The sequence below is a fragment of the Nocardioides candidus genome, assembly GCF_041321175.1.
Taxonomy (GTDB): Bacteria; Actinomycetota; Actinomycetes; order Propionibacteriales; family Nocardioidaceae; genus Nocardioides.
The window spans coordinates 909,514-928,013 of sequence record NZ_JBGGWC010000001.1; the positions used below are offsets into that span (position 1 = coordinate 909,514).

An 18,500-nucleotide genomic window follows, 5' to 3' on the forward strand; every position below is an offset into this window, starting at 1 on the left:
TGATTGGATGAAAATGCCGTTAGCACCCGCTGCCCCCGCCTCGCTCGTCGACCAGGCGATCGACGGCATGCGCGACCTGCTCGCCAGCGGTGAGTGGACGGTGGGCACCCGCATCCCGCCCGAGCCGGAGCTCGCGGCCGCCCTGGGCGTCAGCCGCAACACCGTCCGCGAGGCAGTGAAGGCACTCGCGCACGTCGGCGTGCTCGAGGTCCGCCGCGGCGACGGCACCTATGTCGCCGCCACCACCGAGGTCCAGGCGCTCATGCGCCGCCAGTGCGAGCGCGTCGACATCGCGCACCTGCTGGAGGTGCGCCACGCGATCGAGGTGCAGGCGGCCGCGCTGGCCGCCCGGCGTCGTACGGACGCGGACCTGGCGGTCCTCGACGCGACCATCGCGCGTCGCCGTGCGGCCGTCGACTCGGGGGACGCGGCGGCCTTCGTCGACGCCGACGTGGAGTTCCACGTCGCGGTGGTCGCGGCCGCCCACAACCCGCTGCTGGCCGAGCTCTACGACGGCCTCGTGGAGACCCTGCGCGCCAGCATCGACGGCCCCGGCGACGCCGACGACCTCGCGCGCGAGCACGACGCCGTGCTCGCCGCGATCCGGGCGGGCGACGCCGCCCGGGCCGCCGAGGCCGGCGCCGTGCTCCTCGACCACGTGCCCCGCTGACGACTCAGCCGACGTCGCGCCGCCGTACGACGACCACGCTCACCGCCGCGGCCACCACGATGTAGCAGGCGACCGTGATCGCCCCGCGGGTGCCGGACACGGTGTCGAGGACGCCCGGGGTGGGGTCCTCGCCGCCGACACCGACGATCGAGCCGATCAGCGACCCGGCCGCGGTCCCGGGGAGCACCGTCGTCAGCGCGTCGATCCACGACAGCAGCTGGCCGACGCCGCGCAGCAGGTTCTCGATCACCAGCGCCCACACCAGGCCGAGCCCGACCGACAGCGCAGGCCCGCGGGCGACGGTGCCCAGCGCGTAGCCGACGACCGCCCACATCTCGAGCACGAGGAAGCCGGCCCCGAGCGCCTCCAGCACCGCCGACAGCGAAGGCAGGACCACGTCCTGCGACTCCGTGACCGCGATCAGCAGGGAGATGCCGAGGTCGAGGGCGAGGGTGACGGCGAGGATGCCGACGACGTACGCCGTCAGCGCGACCAGCGATCCCAGGACCGTCGCGGACCGGTCGACCCCCTGGGAGAAGACGGTCTTCCAGGTGCCCCAGCCATAGCCGTTGCCGGCCACGATGGCGCCGAGCACCATCATCAGCGCGCCGCCGAACATCGGCATGCCCTGCACCAGCACGTCGGGCACGCTCGCGGGCAGCATCTCGGCCAGCAGCGTCGCCTTGGTGGCGCCCTCGTTGGAGAAGGAGCTGTCGCCGCTGCGGTAGGACAGGTAGTTGAAGAGGTAGCCGAACATCAGGCTCAGGGCGAGCCAGCTGCCGACGGTGATCCAGACGGCCGGCCACTTGCGCAGCCGCAGCAGCTCCGCGCGGGTCGCCCGGGTCGTCGCGGTGGAGGCAGGGACGGTGGTCGTGCTCATGAGACGTGCTCCTCGTGGTGGGTGGAGGTCATCTCGAAGAAGACCTCCTCGAGCGTCCGCTCGACGGTGGTGAGCTCGTGGATGTCGATGCCGGCCGCGACGAGCTCGCGCGCCAGGTGCGGCGCCGCGTCGGCAGGCAGGTCCAGGGCGAGGCCGGTGGCGGTCCGTCGTACGGCGTCGTCGCCGGCCAGGCGCATCGCGACCGCGAGCGCCTCCGGCTCCGGCGTGGCCCGGACCCGCAGTGACGTGCCACCGCGCAGCTCGGCCACGGTGGACTCGCGGAGCAGCCGCCCGTCGTGGATGACGCCCACCCGGTCGCAGATCTCCTGCACCTCGGCGAGCAGGTGGCTCGAGAGCAGCACGGTCTGGCCGCCACGGGCGAGGTCCACGACCAGCTCGCGCATGTCGGCCATGCCGGCCGGGTCGAGGCCGTTGGTCGGCTCGTCGAGGACGATCAGCTCGGGGTCACCCATCAACGCCGCCGCGACGCCGAGCCGCTGCTTCATGCCGAGCGAGTAGCCCTTGTAGCGGTCGTCCGCCCGGTTGCTGAGGTCGACGCGCTCGAGCGCGCGGGCGACCTCGGTCCCGGCGAGGCCGCGGGCCCGCGCGAGCACGCGGAGGTTGTCGCGCCCGGACAGGTACGGGTGGAAGCCGGGACCCTCGATGAGGGCGCCGACCCGGTCGGTGGCGACCGTCGCGGTGCCGGACGAGGGCCGGACGAGGCCGAGCAGCATCCGCAGGGTGGTGGTCTTGCCCGCGCCGTTGGGGCCGAGGAAGCCGTACACCTCACCGCGCCGCACGGTCATGCTCACGTGGTCGACGGCGGTGCGGTCGCCGTACCTCTTGGTCAACGCGTCGGTGGTGACGACGAGGCTGTGGTTGTCGGTCATGGCTCCACCGTGCTCGCACCGCGGCCCGAGCGCGTCCGCCGTCACGCGGCTGCGGCATACGCGGTCCTGCGTACGCCGCCACCGCCCGTCGTTGTACGCCGAGGGCCGGTGCGACCCCTAGGTTCGGGGCATGGACGTCCGTCGCGCCGCGCGCCGCTGGTGGCTGGTGCCGTTGACCTTCGTGGTCACCGGCGGCTCGATCGCGGTCAACGCCGGCCATCCGCTGCCGATGGTGCTCGGCGCGCTGTCCGCCCTGGTCCTCTTCTGGCTGTGGCGGACGCCGGAGCTGGTGGTGCTCAACGGCCTGCTGGTGGGTGGCTACTTCCTCGCCGGCGGCGACAACGGACCGGTGTTCCTCACGATCCCGGTCGCCACCCTGATCGCCGCGCTGACCGCGGACGTACGGCGCTGGCTGCCCTTCACGGTCGTCGGCGCGGTCGCGGTCTGGGCCGGCCTGCTGGTGCGCGGGGTGCGCGACGACGTGGTCGACATCAGCTCCTGGCAGTCCCTCGGCATCGGTGCGCTCGTCGCCGCGGCGGCCGCGATCGGCACCGAGGTGCGCACCCGGCGCCGCGCGACGCGGGACCGTCGCGACCGCGCCGTCGCCGACGAGAAGCTGCGGATGGCGCAGGAGCTGCACGACGGCGTCGGCCACGGTCTCGCCGTCATCGCCATGCAGGCCGGCGTCGCGCTGCACGTGCTCGACCAGGACCCGGTCAAGGCCCGGGCCAGCCTCGAGGCGATCCGCGACACCAGCCGCGCCTCCCTCGACGCCCTGCGCTCGGAGCTGGCCGCGATCTCCGGCACCGCCCCCCGCCGCCCGGCCGCCGGGCTCGCCGACCTGCCGGCGCTCCTCGACCGGGTCCGGGCCGCGGGCCTGCGCGTGGACGCCACTCCCGACGTCGCTTCCCCGACCCCCGAGGTCGCAGCCGGCGTCGGCGAGGTCGCGTACCTCGTCGTCCAGGAGGCACTGACCAACGTGCTCCGCCACGCGCACGCCACCCGGGCGAGCGTCACCTGCGAGCAGCGCGCGGACCGGTGGGTGGTCACCGTCCGCGACGACGGCCGCGGCAGTGCGGTGCAGGATGAGGGCATGGGCATCAGCGGCATGCGCGCCCGGGTCGCGCGGGTCGGGGGCACGCTGCGCGTCGGGCCGTACGACGGCGGCGGGTTCGAGGTCGTCGCGGAGCTGCCGTCGTGACGATCCGGGTGGCCCTGGTCGACGACCAGCCTCTGGTGCGGATGGGGCTGGCGACCCTGATCGGCGCCGAGCCCGATCTCGAGCTGGTCGGTGAGGCGGGCGATGGCCGTGAGGCGCTGGGGATGCTGCGTCGGGTCCGTCCCGACGTGGTGCTCTGCGACATCCGGATGCCGGTGCGCGACGGCCTCGAGCTGCTGACCGACGTGACCGCCGACCCCGGGCTCGCTGCGGTCCGGATGGTGATGCTGACGACCTTCGAGCTCGACGACTACGTCTTCGAGGCCCTGCGCAACGGCGCCAGCGGCTTCCTGCTCAAGGACGCCGAGCCCGCCGCCCTGCTCGACGCGATCCGGGTCGTCGCGGACGGTGGCTCGTTGCTCGCCCCGTCGGTGACCCGCACCGTGATCGAGCACTTCGGCGCGCGGCCGGCCACCCGTCCACACCCGCGCCTCGGCGACCTCACCGACCGCGAGCGGGAGATCCTCGGGTGGGTCGCCACCGGGCGGTCCAACGCCGAGATCGCCGCCGAGCTCGTCGTCAGCCCCGACACCGTGCGGACCCACGTGAGCCGGGCCATGGTCAAGCTCGGCGCCCGGGATCGTGCCCAGCTCGTCGTGTGGGCGATCGAGTCGGGTGTGGGGAGGTCGTGAGCGGGGTGGTTCGCCCTACGAGATCCAGCCCGGGTCCCAGCCCTCGACCTCGTCGGCCTGCCGGGCGGCGGGGCCGGTGTAGATCGCGGACGGGCGGATCAGGCGACCGGTGGTCTTCTGCTCGAGGATGTGCGCGGACCAGCCGCCCGTGCGCGCGCAGGTGAACATCGAGGTGAACATGTGCGCCGGCACCTCGGCGAAGTCGAGCACGATCGCGGCCCAGAACTCCACGTTGGTCTCGAGCACGCGGTCGGGGCGCCGCTCGCGCAGCTCGGCGAGGGCGGCCTTCTCGAGCGCCTCGGCGACCTCGTAGCGCGGGGCGCCGAGCTCGCGGGCCGTGCGGCGCAGCACCCGGGCACGGGGGTCCTCGGCGCGGTAGACGCGGTGGCCGAAGCCCATCAGCCGCTCACCGGAGTCGAGCAGGCCCTTGACGTAGGCCTGTGCGTCGCCGGACTTCTCGACGTCCTCGATCATGCCGAGCACGCGGGAGGGCGCGCCACCGTGCAGCGGGCCGCTCATCGCGCCGATCGCACCCGAGAGCGCGGCCGCGACGTCGGCACCGGTCGAGGTGATCACCCGGGCGGTGAAGGTCGAGGCGTTCATGCCGTGCTCGGCCGCGGAGGACCAGTAGGCGTCGATCGCGTGCGCGTGCTTGGGGTCGGCCTCGCCGCGCCAGCGGATGAGGAACTTCTCGGCGAGCGTCTTGCCCTCGTCGACGAGACGCTGCGGGACGACGGGCTCGTGGAGGTCGCGGGCCGACTGGCCGGCGTACGCCAGCACCATCACGGCCGCCCGGGCGAGGTCCTCGCGGACCTTCTCGGGCGTGGAGTCGTAGGTGTAGCGGATGCCGAAGGCCGGCGCGAGCATCGCGATCGCGGCCTGCAGGTCGACGCGCACGTCGCCGGTGTGCACCGGGAGCGAGAACGGCTCGGCCGGCGGCAGGCCGGGGGTGTAGGAGCCGTCGATGAGCAGGCCCCACACGTTCTCGAAGGGCACGCGGCCCACCAAGTCCTCGATGTCGACACCGCGGTAGCGGAGCGCAGAGCCTTCCTTGTCGGGCTCGGCGATCTGCGTCTCGAACGCGACGACGCCTTCCAGTCCGTGGTGTACCTCAGGCATCCGCAGTCTCCTTCGACTAGAGAGAATCACCGGCATTCTGCCCCACCCACTACCGTCGGCCTATGCCTGGTGGTGAGGAGCCCGATCTGGCCGCGCTGCGGAGGGAGTACGGCGAAGCGGGGCTGACCGAGTCCGACGCCGACCCCGACCCGTTCGTGATGTTCCGGCGGTGGTTCGCCGACGCGCAGGACGCCCACCTCCACGAGCCCAACGCGATGGTCGTCGCCACCGTGTCGCCCGACGGCCAGCCGGCTGCCCGGATGGTGCTGCTCAAGGGGCTCAGCGACGAGGGCTTCGCCTTCTACACCAACACCGCCTCGCGCAAGGGGCACGACCTCGCCCACCAGCCGCGCTGCGCGCTGCTCTTCCCCTGGCACCCGCTCGAGCGCCAGGTGCGGGTCGAGGGCGTGGCGGTGCGGCTGAGCGAGGCCGAGGTCGCGGCGTACTTCTCCGCCCGCCCGCGCGGCAGCCAGCTCGGCGCGCACGCCTCGCCGCAGTCGCAGGTCGTCGACGGTCGCGACGAGCTCGACCGGCGCTACGCGGCCGCGTCGCAGGAGTACGGCGGCCCGGCCGGTGGTCCGATCCCGGTACCCGAGCACTGGGGCGGCTACCGCGTGCGCCCGGAGGCGTTCGAGTTCTGGCAGGGCAGGCCGGGTCGGATGCACGACCGGCTGCGCTACCGGCGTGCGGGCACGGGGTGGCAGATCGAGCGTCTCGCTCCCTGACCTCAGATCCGTGGGGAGTGGCGCGCCGGCTTGAAGGCTCCCTCGCACAGGTAGCGCAGCGGCGCCGTGGCGACGACGCCGGCGGGGCTCACCACCGCGCGCACGTTGCCGACGATCCGGCGACGTCCGGTGAGGTCGAGGTCGAACGACGTGCGGACCACCCGTTCGCCCGACTCCGCCATCAGCGACTGGGTCTGGGCGAGAGTGCCGTCGGGCAGCCGCCACCGCACCTGCAGCGGACCCTCGCCGCCGTCGGTGAGGATCGTGGCCGCCAGGTGGAGCGCGGCGCGGGGGCAGGTGACCTGGGGCGGCGTGATCGACAGGGCGACCCGCTGCACCTGGACCGGCGGCGCCGCGTCCCCCGCGGTCGGCGCCGGGGTGAAGAGCATCCAGGCGCCGGCGCCGCCGCCGCCGACGACGGTGAGCAGGCCGAGCACGATGGTGATCGCCGACACGATCCGACGCCACAGCGGCCGCTGGGGGTGGACGCGCTCGGTGGTGGCCGACAGGCCCGGTGCGCCCTCCGGCGGCGGGGGCGCGCTCTCGACCGGCGGGGGTGCGCTCTCGACGGGCGGCGGGGGTGCGGCCTCGACGGGCGGCGGGGGTGCGGCCTCGACGGGCGGGAGGGCCCTCTCGACAGGGCGTAGCTGGTTGGAGGGCCACTGGTCGGCCGGGATGTCCTCGAGCGCACCGACCAGCTCGAGCGGCAGCGGACGCTGGGCGGGCGCGGCGGTCAGCGCGTGCGCGAGCACCCCCGCGGCCGCCGGCGGGAGCTCCCCCAGCGTCGCGACCATGGCCGCGACGTCGGTCGGATCGAGCGGGTGGATGGCGGTGAGCAGCTCGAAGGCGAGCACGGCGAACCCGTGGGAGTCGGCCCGCGCCGCCGTCGTCCGGTCGGTGCCGCGCGCCGCGGGGGAGCTGTCGCACCGGGCGAGGGCGGCGCGCCCGTCGGGCAGGACCAACACCCCGGACGGGCGGAGGTCGCCGTGGACCAGACCGCACTCGTGCATCGCGTGGAGGGTGGCGGCCACGTCGCGGAGCGCGTGCAGCGCCGCCGCGGCGGGGAGGGGAGAGACGCCGACGAGGTCGTCCAGGGTGACGTCGGGCAGCAGCTCGGTCAGCAGCGTGGCCGTCGGGGCACGCGGATCGAGCTCGTAGGCGGGGGCGAGGCCGGGCTGGACCGCGGGTTCGAGGATCCGAGCCTCGAGCCGGCGCCGCCGCAGCGTGTTGCGACCGTAGGTCGCGATCTCGAGGACTGTCACGGGCGTGCCTTCTCCAACGGCCCTCCCGTGGGAAAACGGTAGGTCCTGTCCGCCCGTGACGGCACCCGTTTCGAGGTTTCTTTTCGGTCTCAGACCTGCGAATCATCCGATCGGATAACCCCGGCACAGCCCGCGTCGTTGCGCCTGCGGACCCTCGTGCTCAGGAGGCACCATGACCGCAGGTCGCAACGTCCGGATGCTCGGGGCGGTGACGTCGGCGGTGGCCCTCATCGCTGCGTTCCTCCACGCCTCGCCCGAGGCCCGGGCCGACGACACGGCGCCGGTCGTGGTGCAGCAGGACTTCACGACCTCCGACGGGGTCGCGCTGCGCACCACGCTCACCAGCCCCGGACCGGTGGCCGCCCGTCCGACGGTCGTGGAGTTCTCGCCGTACGGCAACAACAGCCAGACCTTCTCCTTCGATGCCGACTACAACTACCTGCTCGTGCAGATCCGCGGCACCGGCTCGAGCCGCGGCCAGTTCGACGCGCTCGGTCCGCGCACCCAGCAGGACGTCGTCGAGGTGCTCGACTGGGCGTGCACGCAGCCGTTCAGCGACGGTCGGCTCGCGCTGGCGGGCTTCTCCGCGAGCGCGATCATGCTGTTCAACAGCTGGCACCTGCACCTGCCGTGCGTGAAGGCCGCGGTCACGCGCTCGGGCACCCACGAGCTCTACCGCGACCTGCTGGTGCCCGGCGGGATCCAGAACCTGGTGCCCGGCGCCGGCGTGCTCGGCCTCATCGGCGCACCGATCGTGCTGCAGGGCGGCGACCGGGTGACGGACCCGAAGGCGGCGTACGACGCCTTCGCCGGCATGTTCACCGCCGGCGTCAACGCCGGGCTCGCCCACCCGAGCCTCGACCAGTGGTGGCGCGACCGCGGCTGGCGCGGCGACGCCAACGACATCCCGGTCCTGCTCCTCGACGGGTTCTTCGACGTGGAGTCGCGCGGGGCGTTCGAGGCCTACCAGGCGCTGAAGGGCGACGGCGCCCACCTGCTCCTGGCCGGTGGCCACGACGGCACACCCGCCGGCACCGACGGCGGTGCCGCCGAGGCGCAGGCGTGGCTCGACCACTACGTGCTCGGCACCGCGAACGGCGTTGAGTCCCACCCGCGGGTGCAGCTGCTGATGTCGCAGGGCGACCGGCTGCGCTACCTCCAGGGCGACTTCGTGCGGCGCGACGGCGCCGACTGGCCGCTGCCCGGCACCTCCTGGGTGCCGCTCCACCTCGGCGCGAGGACGCTGTCGCTCACCAAGCCGCTGCTGGCCCGCACGCAGAGCTACGCCACCGTGCCGTCGATCCCGACGATGACCGACGTCCCCAACGCCGCGATCGTCGGCGCCGCCGGCCTCGACATGATCACCGGCGCGCTGCCGCTCCTCACCCAGACCCTGCTCGCCGACCTCACCGGCCTGACGTACACGACCCGGGCCCTGTCCTCCTCGGTCGACCTGGCCGGCCCGGTCACCCTCGAGCTGCCGCTGAAGACCTCCACCCCCAACAGCGGCATCTGGGCCGTGCTCTCCGACGTCGCTCCCGACGGGTCCTCGCACCCGTTGACCGTGGGCCGGCTGTCGACGTCGTACCCCGGCCTCGTCCCCGGCCGGTCACTCGTCCAGGGCGGCGACGTGGTGCAGCCGTACGGCGACTACTCGACCAAGCAGGCCGCCAAGCCCGGCCAGTGGCGGACCTACCAGGTCGAGCTGTGGCCGGTCGGCAACCGGTTCCAGGCCGGCCACAGGATCCGGCTCTCCCTGGTCGGCTCCTCGCTCGCGTCCCTGCCGTCCGGGCAGCCCGCCGTCCACACCGTGCGGGTCGGTGGCCCGAACGGCGCCCGCATCCTCGTGCCCGTCCTCCCCGGCGGCGACCTCGCCGCGGCGCTCGGCGGCTGAATTCGGGATAGTCCCCCACGAAGGGCACCCGAGATGAGTGAATTCAGGTGCCCTCCGTGGGGGACTATCGCGCGTCAGCGGGGGCGGCGCAGGCGGTACATGCCGCCGGTCACCCGGTAGCCGAGCTCGGCGTTGACGCGGCGGATGCCGGCGTTGGCCTCCTCGTTCATGGTGTGGCAGACGGTCGCCCCGGCGTCGGCGGCGAGCCGGTGCGCGTACTGCTTGAGGGCGACGGCGATGCCGCGCCCTCGGAAGGCGCGGCCCACGCCGGTGTAGGCGATGCCGAGGATGCCGTCCTCGACCTCGCCGACGATGATCGCCGCGGGAGCGCCGTCGACCCGGGCGAGCGCGGCGATCTCGACGTCGACCTTGGCCGCGATCCTGCGGTAGTCCTCCAGGCCGCTGACGAAGCCCTCGGCGGCCTCGGGATTGGTCTGGCTGTCGCGCAGCATCGCCTCGACCGCCTCCTCGTCGGCGAACTCCAGTGAGGAGACGTCCTCCAGCGTCACGCCGTCGGGCACCACGGGCTCCGGGAGGTCGGTCAGCTCGAGCTCGGACTCGATCCCGTGCTGGTTCACCCGGAACCCCCACCCACGAGCGATCTCGAGCGAGGTGGTCTCGGCGTCGTCGACGGCCGTGCCGAGGGTCTCGATCCCGTCGGGGAGGGTCTCCAGCAACGTCCTGTAGAGCGCGCCTCCGACCCCGGTGCCCTCGTGGGCCGCCGCGACGGTGAGGTTGATCAACGCGATGCCCGGAGGGAACCACGACCACCGTGCGATGTTGGCCCAGCCGAGCAGCGTGTCGCCGTCGTACGCCGCGTGGAACGTGCAGACCTCCATCGCGTCGCGGTGGACGAACGGCCACTCCGCCTGCTTGCGCACCAAGCGCGGGAGGCGGTCCATCCGCAACCGCACCAACGGCTCGTACGACGACAGGTCGGGCTCCCGGATCTCGACTCTCATGGCTTGATCGTCGGGCGCTCTGTGGTCGCTGTTCAACCGGTTAACCGCTCGCGGGAGCGCCGGCGCTCAGCGCTCGCGCCGGATCCGGTAGTCGCCCGTGACGATCTGGTAGCCGAGCTTGGCGTTGACGTGGCGGATGCCGGCGTTGGCAGCCTCGTTGGTCGTGTAGCTCCGGGTCGCACCGGCCGCGGCGGCGCGCAGGTGGGCGTCCTGCTTGAGCAGGAGGGCCAGGCCTCGCCCGCGGTGGGCCCGGCCCACGCCGGTGTAGTGGATGAGGAGGATCCCGTCCTTGATCTCGCCGGTGATGATGGCCGCGGGTGCCCCGGCGACCCGGGCGAGGACGGCGAACGGCCGGCCGACCTCGGAGAGCTCCGTGCGCACGTCGGCCAGCCGCGAGACGATGCCGTCCTGCACGGCCTCCGGGTTGGTCTGGCTGTCGACGAGCATGGCGTCGACCGCGTCCTCGTCGGCGAAGTCCAGCGGTGCGACGTCCTCGATCGTGACGTCCGGCGGTAGGTCGGGCTCGGGAAGATCCACGAGCGGCAGCTCGGAGACGATGCCGTGCTGCTCGACGCGGTAGCCCCAGTGCTTGGCCACCGCCAGCGACCTCTCCTCGAGGTCGTCGACCCGGGAGGCCAGCACGCGCGCGGCGTCGGGGAGGGTGGCGGTCAGCTCCGCGCGGAGCGCGGTGCCGACACCCCGGCCCTCGTGCGCGGCCGCGACGATCAGGTGGAGGATCGCCCAGTCGGGCGGGAAGAAGATCGGCCGAGCGGTGAAGCCCCAGGCCGCGAGCTCGTCACCGACGAGCACGGTGCGGAAGTGGCGGTACTCCCACATCTGCGACGCCTCGAAGAGCCAGGCCGACGCTGCCCGCTCGGTGCGCGGCAGGCGCGTGACCTCGAGGTCGAGAAGGGCGGAGTACGTCGCAGGGTCGGGCGTCGTGATCTGCACGTGCGCATCGTGCCTCAACCCGGCGCGCACGTCTCTGCTTCGCGTCAGGAGGGCGGCGCGGCGAAATCGTTTGTGAGTGAGCGCTCACTCACTTACGCTGGTCGGATGCAGGACCAGCAGCGAAGGGGGCGGGCGGCGCCCCTGTCGCCCGAGGAGCGGCGCGACGCCCTCATCGTGGCGACGGTGCCGCTGCTGCACGAGCACGGCCGCGCCGTCACCACCCGGCTGATCGCCGAGGCGGCCGGTGTCGCGGAGGGCACGATCTTCCGGGTCTTCTCCTCCAAGGACGAGCTCGTCGACGCCGCCGTCCTCAAGGCCTTCGAGCCGGGCCGGATGCTCGCCGACCTGCGCCGGATCCCGCTCGACCAGCCGCTGCGCGACCGGGCGGTCGCGCTGACCCGGCTCATGCAGAAGCGGTTCGCAGGTGTCTTCGTGCTGATGCGCAAGCTCGGCATGCCGGGGCCTCCCGAGCCGCCGCCCGATGACGCCGAGCGGGCCCGGCTCATCGAGGAGACCCAGCACGCGATGGAGGACCTCTTTGCCCCCGACCGGGCCGACCTGCGGATGCCGGTCGCCGACGTCGTACGCCTGCTGCGGCTCCTCACCTTCTCCGGCACCCACCCCAAGTTCACCGGCGGCGACACCCTCACCGCCGAGCAGATCGTCGACACCGTGCTCTACGGCGCGGTGACGCGGAAGGAATCCTGATGCTGCTGCGCCTCCTGCGGGAGTACCTGTCGCCGTACCGCGGGTGGCTGGGCGCGCTCGTCGTGCTCCAGTTCACCTCGACCGCCGCGATGCTCTACCTGCCCCACCTCAACGCCGACATCATCGACAAGGGCGTCGCGACCGGTGACACCCACTACATCGTGAAGATCGGCGGCGTCATGCTCGCCGTGGCGCTGGTGCAGGCCGCCTGCTCGATGACCTCCGCCTGGTTCGGCAGCCAGGCCGCGATGGCGCTGGGTCGCGACCTGCGGGCAGCGGTCTTCGGACGGGTCGGGAGCTTCTCCAGCCGCGAGGTGTCGACGTACGGCGCCCCCTCGCTCATCACCCGCGCCACCAACGACGTCCAGCAGGTCCAGATGCTCGCGATGATGACCTGCCTGATGGCCGTCACGATCCCGATCATGATGGTCGGCGGCGTCGTGATGGCGATGCGGGAGGACTTCGGGCTCTCCTGGCTGGTCGTGGCCGTGGTGCCGGTGCTCTTCGTCTGCATCGGCATCGTGGTCTCGCAGATGATCCCGGCGTTCCGGCAGGTCCAGGTGCGGCTCGACGACGTCAACCGGGTGCTGCGCGAGCAGATCACCGGCATCCGGGTGGTGCGCGCGTTCGTGCGCGAACCGCAGGAGACCGCGCGGTTCGCGCGGTCCAACGACGACCTCACCGCGATGTCGGTGCGGGCCGGTCGCTGGATGGCGACCCTCTTCCCGCTCGTGATGGCGGTGTCCAACATCGCGAGCGTCGGCGTGATCTGGTTCGGCGGGCACCGCGTCGACAACGGGCAGATGGAGGTCGGTGCGCTCACCGCGTTCCTGTCCTACCTGATGCAGATCCTGATGTCGGTGATGATGGGCACGTTCATGCTGATGATGGTGCCGCGCGCGTCCGTGAGCGCCGACCGCATCGCCGAGGTGCTCGACACCCGCTCCTCGATCGTGCCGCCCGCGGCGCCGGTCACCGACGTCGAGCTGGCCGGCCACCTCGACCTCGAGGACGTCGGCTTCACCTACCCCGGCGCCGAGTCGCCCGTGCTCGACGGGATCTCGCTGTCCGTGCGCGCCGGGCGGACGGTCGCTGTGATCGGGTCGACCGGCGCCGGGAAGACCACGCTGGTCAACCTGGTGCCGCGGCTCCTGGACGCCACGGCGGGCCGGGTGCTCGTCGACGGGGTCGACGTGCGCGACCTCGAGCCCGAGCTGCTGTGGTCGCGCATCGGGCTGGTGCCCCAGCGCGGCTTCCTCTTCAGCGGCACCGTCGCCTCCAACCTGCGCTACGGCGATCCCGACGCGACCGACGAGGACCTGTGGCGCGCGCTCGAGATCGCCCAGGGAGCGGATTTCGTCCGTGAGATGCCCGAGCAGCTCGACGCGCCGATCACCCAGGGCGGCACCAACGTGTCGGGCGGGCAGCGCCAGCGCCTGGCCATCGCCCGGGCGTTGGTACGACGACCGGAGATCTACCTCTTCGACGATGCGTTCTCCGCACTCGACGTGGCGACGGACGCGCGGCTGCGCACGGCGCTGCAGGCCGAGCTGATCGCGACGGGCGAGGCCGCGGTCGTCATCGTCGCCCAGCGCATCGCCACCATCCGCGACGCCGACGAGATCATCGTGCTCGAGGACGGGCGCGTGGTCGGGCGGGGCACCCACGACGAGCTCGTGGCCGGCAACCCGACCTACCAGGAGATCGCGGCCAGCCAGGGCATCATCGAAGGAGCAGCGGCATGAGTGAGGCGAACGCTGGTCGAGGAGGTCGCTCCGGCGACCGTCACGAGACCCGCAAGCCGGCCACCATGAAGCAGACCGAGCGCGTCGTGCAGGGTCCGGGCTTCGGTCGCGGGCCGATGGGCGGCGGCATGGTCGGCCAGAAGGCGCACGACTTCCGCGCCTCCGGGCTGAGGCTGCTCGGGCTGCTGCGTCCCGCGCGGGTCCAGGCGGTCGCCGTACTCCTCCTCGCCGCGGGGAGCGTCGCGTCCGTCGTCGTCGGGCCCTACCTCCTCGGCAAGGCCACCGACCTGGTGTTCAACGGGTTCGTGAGCGACCGGTTGCCGGCCGGCATGACCAAGGCGCAGGCGGTGGCCGCGGCCGAGGCGAGCGGCGACCACCAGAAGGCGGACTTCCTACGTGGCCTGGACCTGACACCCGGTCAGGGCGTCGACTTCGGCGCCGTGGGCCACGTGCTGCTCATCGTGCTCGCGATCTACGTGCTCGGGCAGTTCCTCGGCTGGCTGCAGGGCTGGCTCGTCAACGACGTCGTGCAGGGCACCGTGCAGCGGATGCGCTCGGACGTGGAGGACAAGATCCACCGCCTGCCGCTGTCGTACTTCGACCAACAGCCGCGCGGCGAGCTCCTCAGCCGGGTCACCAACGACATCGACAACATTGCGCAGAACCTCCAGCAGACGATGAGCCAGCTGCTCACGTCGCTCCTCATGGTGGTCGGCGTGCTCGGGATGATGTTCTGGGTCTCGCCGCTGCTCGCGGCGATCGCCCTGGTTTCGGTGCCCCTGGCGATGGTCGCGACCGCGCAGATCATGAAGCGCTCGCAGTCCCAGTTCATCAACCAGTGGCGCCAGACGGGTCGCCTCAACGGGCAGATCGAGGAGGCCATCTCCGGGCACGCCCTGGTGACGGTCTTCGGCCGCCGCCGGGCGGTGGAGGCGGAGTTCTCCGAGGCGAACGAGGGCCTCTACCAGTCCTCCTACCGCGCGCAGTTCGTGAGCGGCCTGGTGATGCCGGTGATGATGCTGATCGGCAACCTCAACTACGTCGTCATCGCGGTCGTCGGTGGCCTGCGCGTGGCCAACGGATCGCTGTCGCTCGGCGAGGTGCAGGCCTTCATCCAGTACTCCCGGATGTACACCCAGCCGATCACCCAGATCGCGTCGATGGCCAACCTGCTCCAGTCGGGCGTGGCCTCGGCCGAGCGGGTCTTCGAGCTGCTCGATGCCGAGGAGGAGGTCGGGTCGGTGCTCGCCGCTGGTCGAGGAGGTCGCCCTGGCGACCGTCACGAGACCGAGGCCGCGCAGACGCGCGGCGAGGTCGCGTTCGAGCACGTGTCCTTCTCCTACGACCCCGAGGAGCCGCTGATCGAGGACCTCTCGCTGGTCGCGCGGCCGGGGGAGACGGTCGCGATCGTCGGACCGACGGGTGCGGGGAAGACCACGCTGGTCAACCTCATCATGCGGTTCTACGAGCTCGGCGGCGGTCGGATCACCCTCGACGGCGTCGACATCACCGAGATGCCCCGGGCCGACCTCCGCGCGAGGATCGGGATGGTGCTGCAGGACACCTGGCTGTTCGAGGGCACGATCCGCGACAACATCGCCTACGGGCGGCCGGACGCGACCGACGAGGAGATCAAGGAGGCGGCCCGGGCGACGTACGTCGACCGGTTCGTCCACTCGTTGCCGGAGGGCTACGAGACCCGCGTCGACGACGAGGGGTCCAACCTCTCGGCGGGGGAGCGGCAGCTCATCACGATCGCGCGGGCCTTCCTCGCGCGACCGGCGCTGCTGATCCTCGACGAGGCGACCTCCTCGGTCGACACCCGCACCGAGCTGCTGCTGCAGCACGCGATGGCCGCGCTGCGGACCGACCGCACGTCGTTCGTCATCGCGCACCGGCTCTCCACGATCCGCGACGCGGACCTGATCCTGGTGATGGAGCACGGCCGGATCGTCGAGCAGGGCTCGCACGCCGAGCTGCTCGAGCGGGGTGGTCCGTTCGCCCGGCTGCACGCTGCGCAGTTCGCTGCGGCGGCGGTGTGAAAACCACTTTGCTTTCGGCCGCGGGCGACCTACCTTTTCCGTACACGAGAAAGGAGGTGATCCGAGGAATGAGTTCCTATAGGACGCGTGAGGTGGTTGCCGGTTAGGCAACCCCAGCGAACCGGGGTGGGATCACCCCGTTCTCTGAGGCCGGGCTGCCGGCCAATCCAACGCAGCCACCCGACCCGCAGGCGAACCGGGCACGTCCCCCGGGCGGTCCTTCCGGACCACGCCTGCGGGTCGCTCCTTTTTTCACGCCCCCTCGACCGAGGTCGCGAGGTCGAAGGTCGGGGCGCTGCGCGCGCGCTGGATGTAACTCAGAGTTAGGTCCGCTCCCGCGGCGTACCGTCCGCTTCCTCGGTGCTGTGACCGGTCCTGGCGCCGAGGGAGCGGATCGAACGCCGTGGGAGCGCACCGGACACTGAGTTACAGCCGGCCGCCGCGAGGCGCCGCCCGCTGTGGCGCGCCCCGCCCGAGCCGGGCCCGGGCGGGCAGTAACTCAGTGTTCGATCCGCTCCCGCGGCGTACCGCTCGCTCCCTCGGTGCTGTGACCGGTCCTAACGCCGAGGGAGTGGATCGAACGCCGTGGGAGCGCATCGGACACTGAGTTACACCTGGCCGCCACCAGCACCCCACCCGCCCCGACAAGTTGACATCTGCAACCATCGCCGAATAAGGTTGACGACATCAACCAAACGTACGACGAGTGAAGATCGAGGCGCCCCACCGATGTCGCAGTCAGCCACCGCTGAGCAGACCGGCCAGATGTCCCACCGCGAGGTGATGGAGGCCCTGACCGGGCTCCTCCTCGCGATGTTCGTCGCGATGTTGTCGAGCACGGTCGTGAGCAACGCCCTGCCCGCCATCGTCAACGACCTCCACGGCAACCAGACCGGCTATACCTGGGTCGTCGTCGCGACCCTCCTGACCATGACGGCGACCACCCCGATCTGGGGCAAGCTCGCCGACCTGATGAGCAAGAAGCTGCTCGTGCAGAGCGCGCTCGTCATCTACTCCGCCGGCTCGTTGATCGCGGCGTTCGCCCCCAGCATGGGCGTGCTCATCGGTGCCCGCGCGGTGCAGGGCCTCGGCGTGGGCGGCCTGACCGCACTGGTCCAGGTCGTCATCGCCTCGATGGTCTCCCCGCGCGAACGCGGTCGCTACAGCGGCTACATCGGTGCGGTCTTCGCGACCGCCACGGTGAGCGGCCCGCTGCTCGGCGGCCTGATCGTCGACAGCCCGCTCGGCTGGCGCGGATGCTTCTTCGTCGGGTTGCCGATCGCGGCGCTCGCCTTCGTCGTGCTCCAGAAGACACTGCACCTGCCCACGATCAAGCGCGAGGTCTCCATCGACTACGTCGGCGCGACCCTCATCATGGCCGGCGTCAGCCTCATCCTCGTCTGGGTGTCCCTGGCCGGCACCGACTTCGACTGGATCTCGGGCATCTCCGCCCTCATGGTCGGTGGCGGTGTGCTGCTCATCGCCGCCGCGCTGTACGTCGAGGCGCGGGTCGCCAAGGAGCCGGTCATCCCGCTCCACCTGTTCAAGGACCGCACGATCGCCCTCGCCACGCTCGCGTCGGTGATGGTCGGTGTCGCCATGTTCGGCGCGACGGTCTACCTGAGCCAGTACTTCCAGCTCGCCCGCGGCATGAGCCCGACCGAGGCCGGCCTGATGTCGATCGCCATGGTCGGCGGCCTCCTGGTGTCGAGCACGTTGACCGGTCGCATCATCACCAACACCGGCTACTGGAAGAGGTTCCTGGTCGGGGGGATGCTCTTGGTGATCGTCGGGATGACGCTGCTCTCCACCATCGACGCCGAGACGCCGCTGCCCGTCGTGGGGGGCTTCATGCTCCTCGTCGGCCTCGGCCTGGGCGCGACCATGCAGAACCTCGTGCTGGCCGTCCAGAACACCGCCGACCCGCGCGACCTCGGCGCGGCCAGCTCGGTCGTGGCGTTCTTCCGCTCGATGGGCGGCTCGATCGGCGTCAGCGCGCTCGGCGCGGTGCTCGCCCACCAGGTGAGCGGCAGCGTGAAGGGCGGCATCGCCCAGCTGATCGCCGGCGGCAGGCTCACCCCGGGACAGATCTCGGAGCTGAAGCACTCCACGGGCGACATCCCCGACCTCGACGCCCTGCCCGGCCCGGTGCGGTCGGTCTACGAGGCCGCGATGGGCGACGCGACCGGACACCTGTTCATGATCGCCGTCCCGTTCGTCGTCGCCGCCTTCGTCTGCGTGCTCTTCATCAAGGAGACGCCGTTGCGCACCAACACCGGCCCGGCCGAGGCGGCCGCCCCGGAGGCGACCGGAGAGCTCGAGGTCGAGGAGGCGAAGGCCCGATGAACGCCACCGTCGACGGCGAGCGCACCGACACCCTGCGCCAGCTCGAGCAGGAGGTCGGGATCCTGGTGCGCCGCGTGCGCCGCATCATCGGGGTCCGCGCCCGCGCGGTGCACCCCGACCTGCAGGGCGTTTCCTACCTGATGCTCGGCTACCTCGCCCAGCACGGTCCGCTGCGGGCGTCCGCGCTCTGCACGGTCTTCGACATGGACAAGGGTGCGGTCAGCCGGCAGGTGCAGCACCTGCTCGACCTGCACCTGGTCGACCGCACCCCCGACCCGGCCGACGGCCGCGCCACGTTGATCTCGGTGAGCGAGGAGGGGGTACGCCGACTCGCCGATGTCGCCGACCACCGCCGTCGGCTGCTCGCGGAGCGCCTGGGCGACTGGAGCGCCGGCGACCTCGACCAGCTCGGCATCCTGCTCAGCCGCTACAACGCGGCTCTGGCCGACGACTGA

The 18,500-nt window shown here is 72.1% G+C and carries 16 protein-coding genes; 10 read left to right on the forward strand and 6 right to left on the reverse strand.

All coding sequences use genetic code 11. The features are described 5' to 3' along the window. Positions 1–13: 13 nt before the first annotated feature. Positions 14–670 (forward strand): FadR/GntR family transcriptional regulator, encoded by a 657-nt coding sequence (locus ACAX67_RS04480; RefSeq protein ID WP_370702609.1) that lies wholly within the window; start codon positions 14–16, stop codon positions 668–670. A gap of 4 nt (positions 671–674) precedes the next feature. On the opposite strand, the gene ACAX67_RS04485 is transcribed toward ACAX67_RS04480, so the two are convergent. Both ACAX67_RS04485 and ACAX67_RS04490 read right to left on the reverse strand, forming a co-directional pair. Next, positions 675–1,550, reverse strand: coding sequence for an ABC transporter permease (locus ACAX67_RS04485; protein ID WP_370702610.1), 876 nt, complete (start codon positions 1,548–1,550; stop codon positions 675–677). Next, positions 1,547–2,440 (reverse strand): ATP-binding cassette domain-containing protein, encoded by an 894-nt coding sequence (locus ACAX67_RS04490; RefSeq protein ID WP_370702611.1) that lies wholly within the window; start codon positions 2,438–2,440, stop codon positions 1,547–1,549. The genes ACAX67_RS04485 and ACAX67_RS04490 overlap by 4 nt, the downstream gene beginning before the upstream one ends. Before the next feature lie 130 nt (positions 2,441–2,570). On the opposite strand from ACAX67_RS04490, the gene ACAX67_RS04495 reads away from it, so the two are divergent. Further along, on the forward strand, positions 2,571–3,641 hold the full coding sequence (locus ACAX67_RS04495; protein ID WP_370702612.1) for a sensor histidine kinase: 1,071 nt from the start codon (positions 2,571–2,573) through the stop codon (positions 3,639–3,641). Beyond that, on the forward strand, positions 3,638–4,291 hold the full coding sequence (locus ACAX67_RS04500) for a response regulator (RefSeq protein WP_370702613.1): 654 nt from the start codon (positions 3,638–3,640) through the stop codon (positions 4,289–4,291). The genes ACAX67_RS04495 and ACAX67_RS04500 overlap by 4 nt, the downstream gene beginning before the upstream one ends. A gap of 15 nt (positions 4,292–4,306) precedes the next feature. Here ACAX67_RS04500 and ACAX67_RS04505 read toward each other — a convergent pair whose 3' ends face one another. Beyond that, entirely contained in the window at positions 4,307–5,410 is a 1,104-nt protein-coding gene (locus ACAX67_RS04505; RefSeq protein WP_370702614.1) for a citrate synthase 2, read from the reverse strand. A gap of 62 nt (positions 5,411–5,472) precedes the next feature. Between ACAX67_RS04505 and pdxH the strand changes: the two genes are divergently transcribed. Then, complete coding sequence (gene pdxH / locus ACAX67_RS04510) at positions 5,473–6,135, forward strand: pyridoxamine 5'-phosphate oxidase (RefSeq protein WP_370702615.1); 663 nt, start codon at positions 5,473–5,475, stop codon at positions 6,133–6,135. A gap of 2 nt (positions 6,136–6,137) precedes the next feature. On the opposite strand, the gene ACAX67_RS04515 is transcribed toward pdxH, so the two are convergent. After that, positions 6,138–7,397 carry a serine/threonine-protein kinase gene (locus ACAX67_RS04515; protein ID WP_370702616.1) on the reverse strand — a complete coding sequence of 420 codons (1,260 nt, stop codon included), beginning with the start codon at positions 7,395–7,397 and terminating at the stop codon, positions 6,138–6,140. Between the two features lie 172 nt (positions 7,398–7,569). Here ACAX67_RS04515 and ACAX67_RS04520 point away from each other — a divergent pair, with 172 nt between their 5' ends. Next, on the forward strand, positions 7,570–9,291 hold the full coding sequence (locus tag ACAX67_RS04520; RefSeq protein ID WP_370702617.1) for a CocE/NonD family hydrolase: 1,722 nt from the start codon (positions 7,570–7,572) through the stop codon (positions 9,289–9,291). Between the two features lie 74 nt (positions 9,292–9,365). Here ACAX67_RS04520 and ACAX67_RS04525 read toward each other — a convergent pair whose 3' ends face one another. Both ACAX67_RS04525 and ACAX67_RS04530 read right to left on the reverse strand, forming a co-directional pair. After that, complete coding sequence (locus ACAX67_RS04525) at positions 9,366–10,253, reverse strand: GNAT family N-acetyltransferase (RefSeq protein ID WP_370702618.1); 888 nt, start codon at positions 10,251–10,253, stop codon at positions 9,366–9,368. A 66-nt stretch (positions 10,254–10,319) separates the two neighbouring features. Then, entirely contained in the window at positions 10,320–11,204 is an 885-nt protein-coding gene (locus ACAX67_RS04530; RefSeq protein WP_370702619.1) for a GNAT family protein, read from the reverse strand. Positions 11,205–11,309: 105 nt separating this feature from the next. Between ACAX67_RS04530 and ACAX67_RS04535 the strand changes: the two genes are divergently transcribed. From ACAX67_RS04535 to ACAX67_RS04555, 5 genes are all read left to right on the forward strand, one after another. Then, positions 11,310–11,912, forward strand: coding sequence for a TetR/AcrR family transcriptional regulator (locus ACAX67_RS04535; RefSeq protein WP_370702620.1), 603 nt, complete (start codon positions 11,310–11,312; stop codon positions 11,910–11,912). Further along, on the forward strand, positions 11,912–13,657 hold the full coding sequence (locus ACAX67_RS04540; protein WP_370702621.1) for an ABC transporter ATP-binding protein: 1,746 nt from the start codon (positions 11,912–11,914) through the stop codon (positions 13,655–13,657). The genes ACAX67_RS04535 and ACAX67_RS04540 overlap by 1 nt, the downstream gene beginning before the upstream one ends. Beyond that, positions 13,654–15,699: an ABC transporter ATP-binding protein gene (locus tag ACAX67_RS04545; RefSeq protein WP_370702622.1), complete on the forward strand. Its 2,046-nt coding sequence runs from the start codon at positions 13,654–13,656 to the stop codon at positions 15,697–15,699. Before ACAX67_RS04540 ends, ACAX67_RS04545 begins: the two co-directional genes overlap by 4 nt. A gap of 729 nt (positions 15,700–16,428) precedes the next feature. After that, on the forward strand, positions 16,429–18,045 hold the full coding sequence (locus tag ACAX67_RS04550; protein WP_370702623.1) for an MDR family MFS transporter: 1,617 nt from the start codon (positions 16,429–16,431) through the stop codon (positions 18,043–18,045). Continuing rightward, a complete protein-coding gene (locus ACAX67_RS04555; RefSeq protein WP_370702624.1) occupies positions 18,042–18,500 on the forward strand; it encodes a MarR family winged helix-turn-helix transcriptional regulator in 459 nt (152 codons plus the stop codon). The genes ACAX67_RS04550 and ACAX67_RS04555 overlap by 4 nt, the downstream gene beginning before the upstream one ends.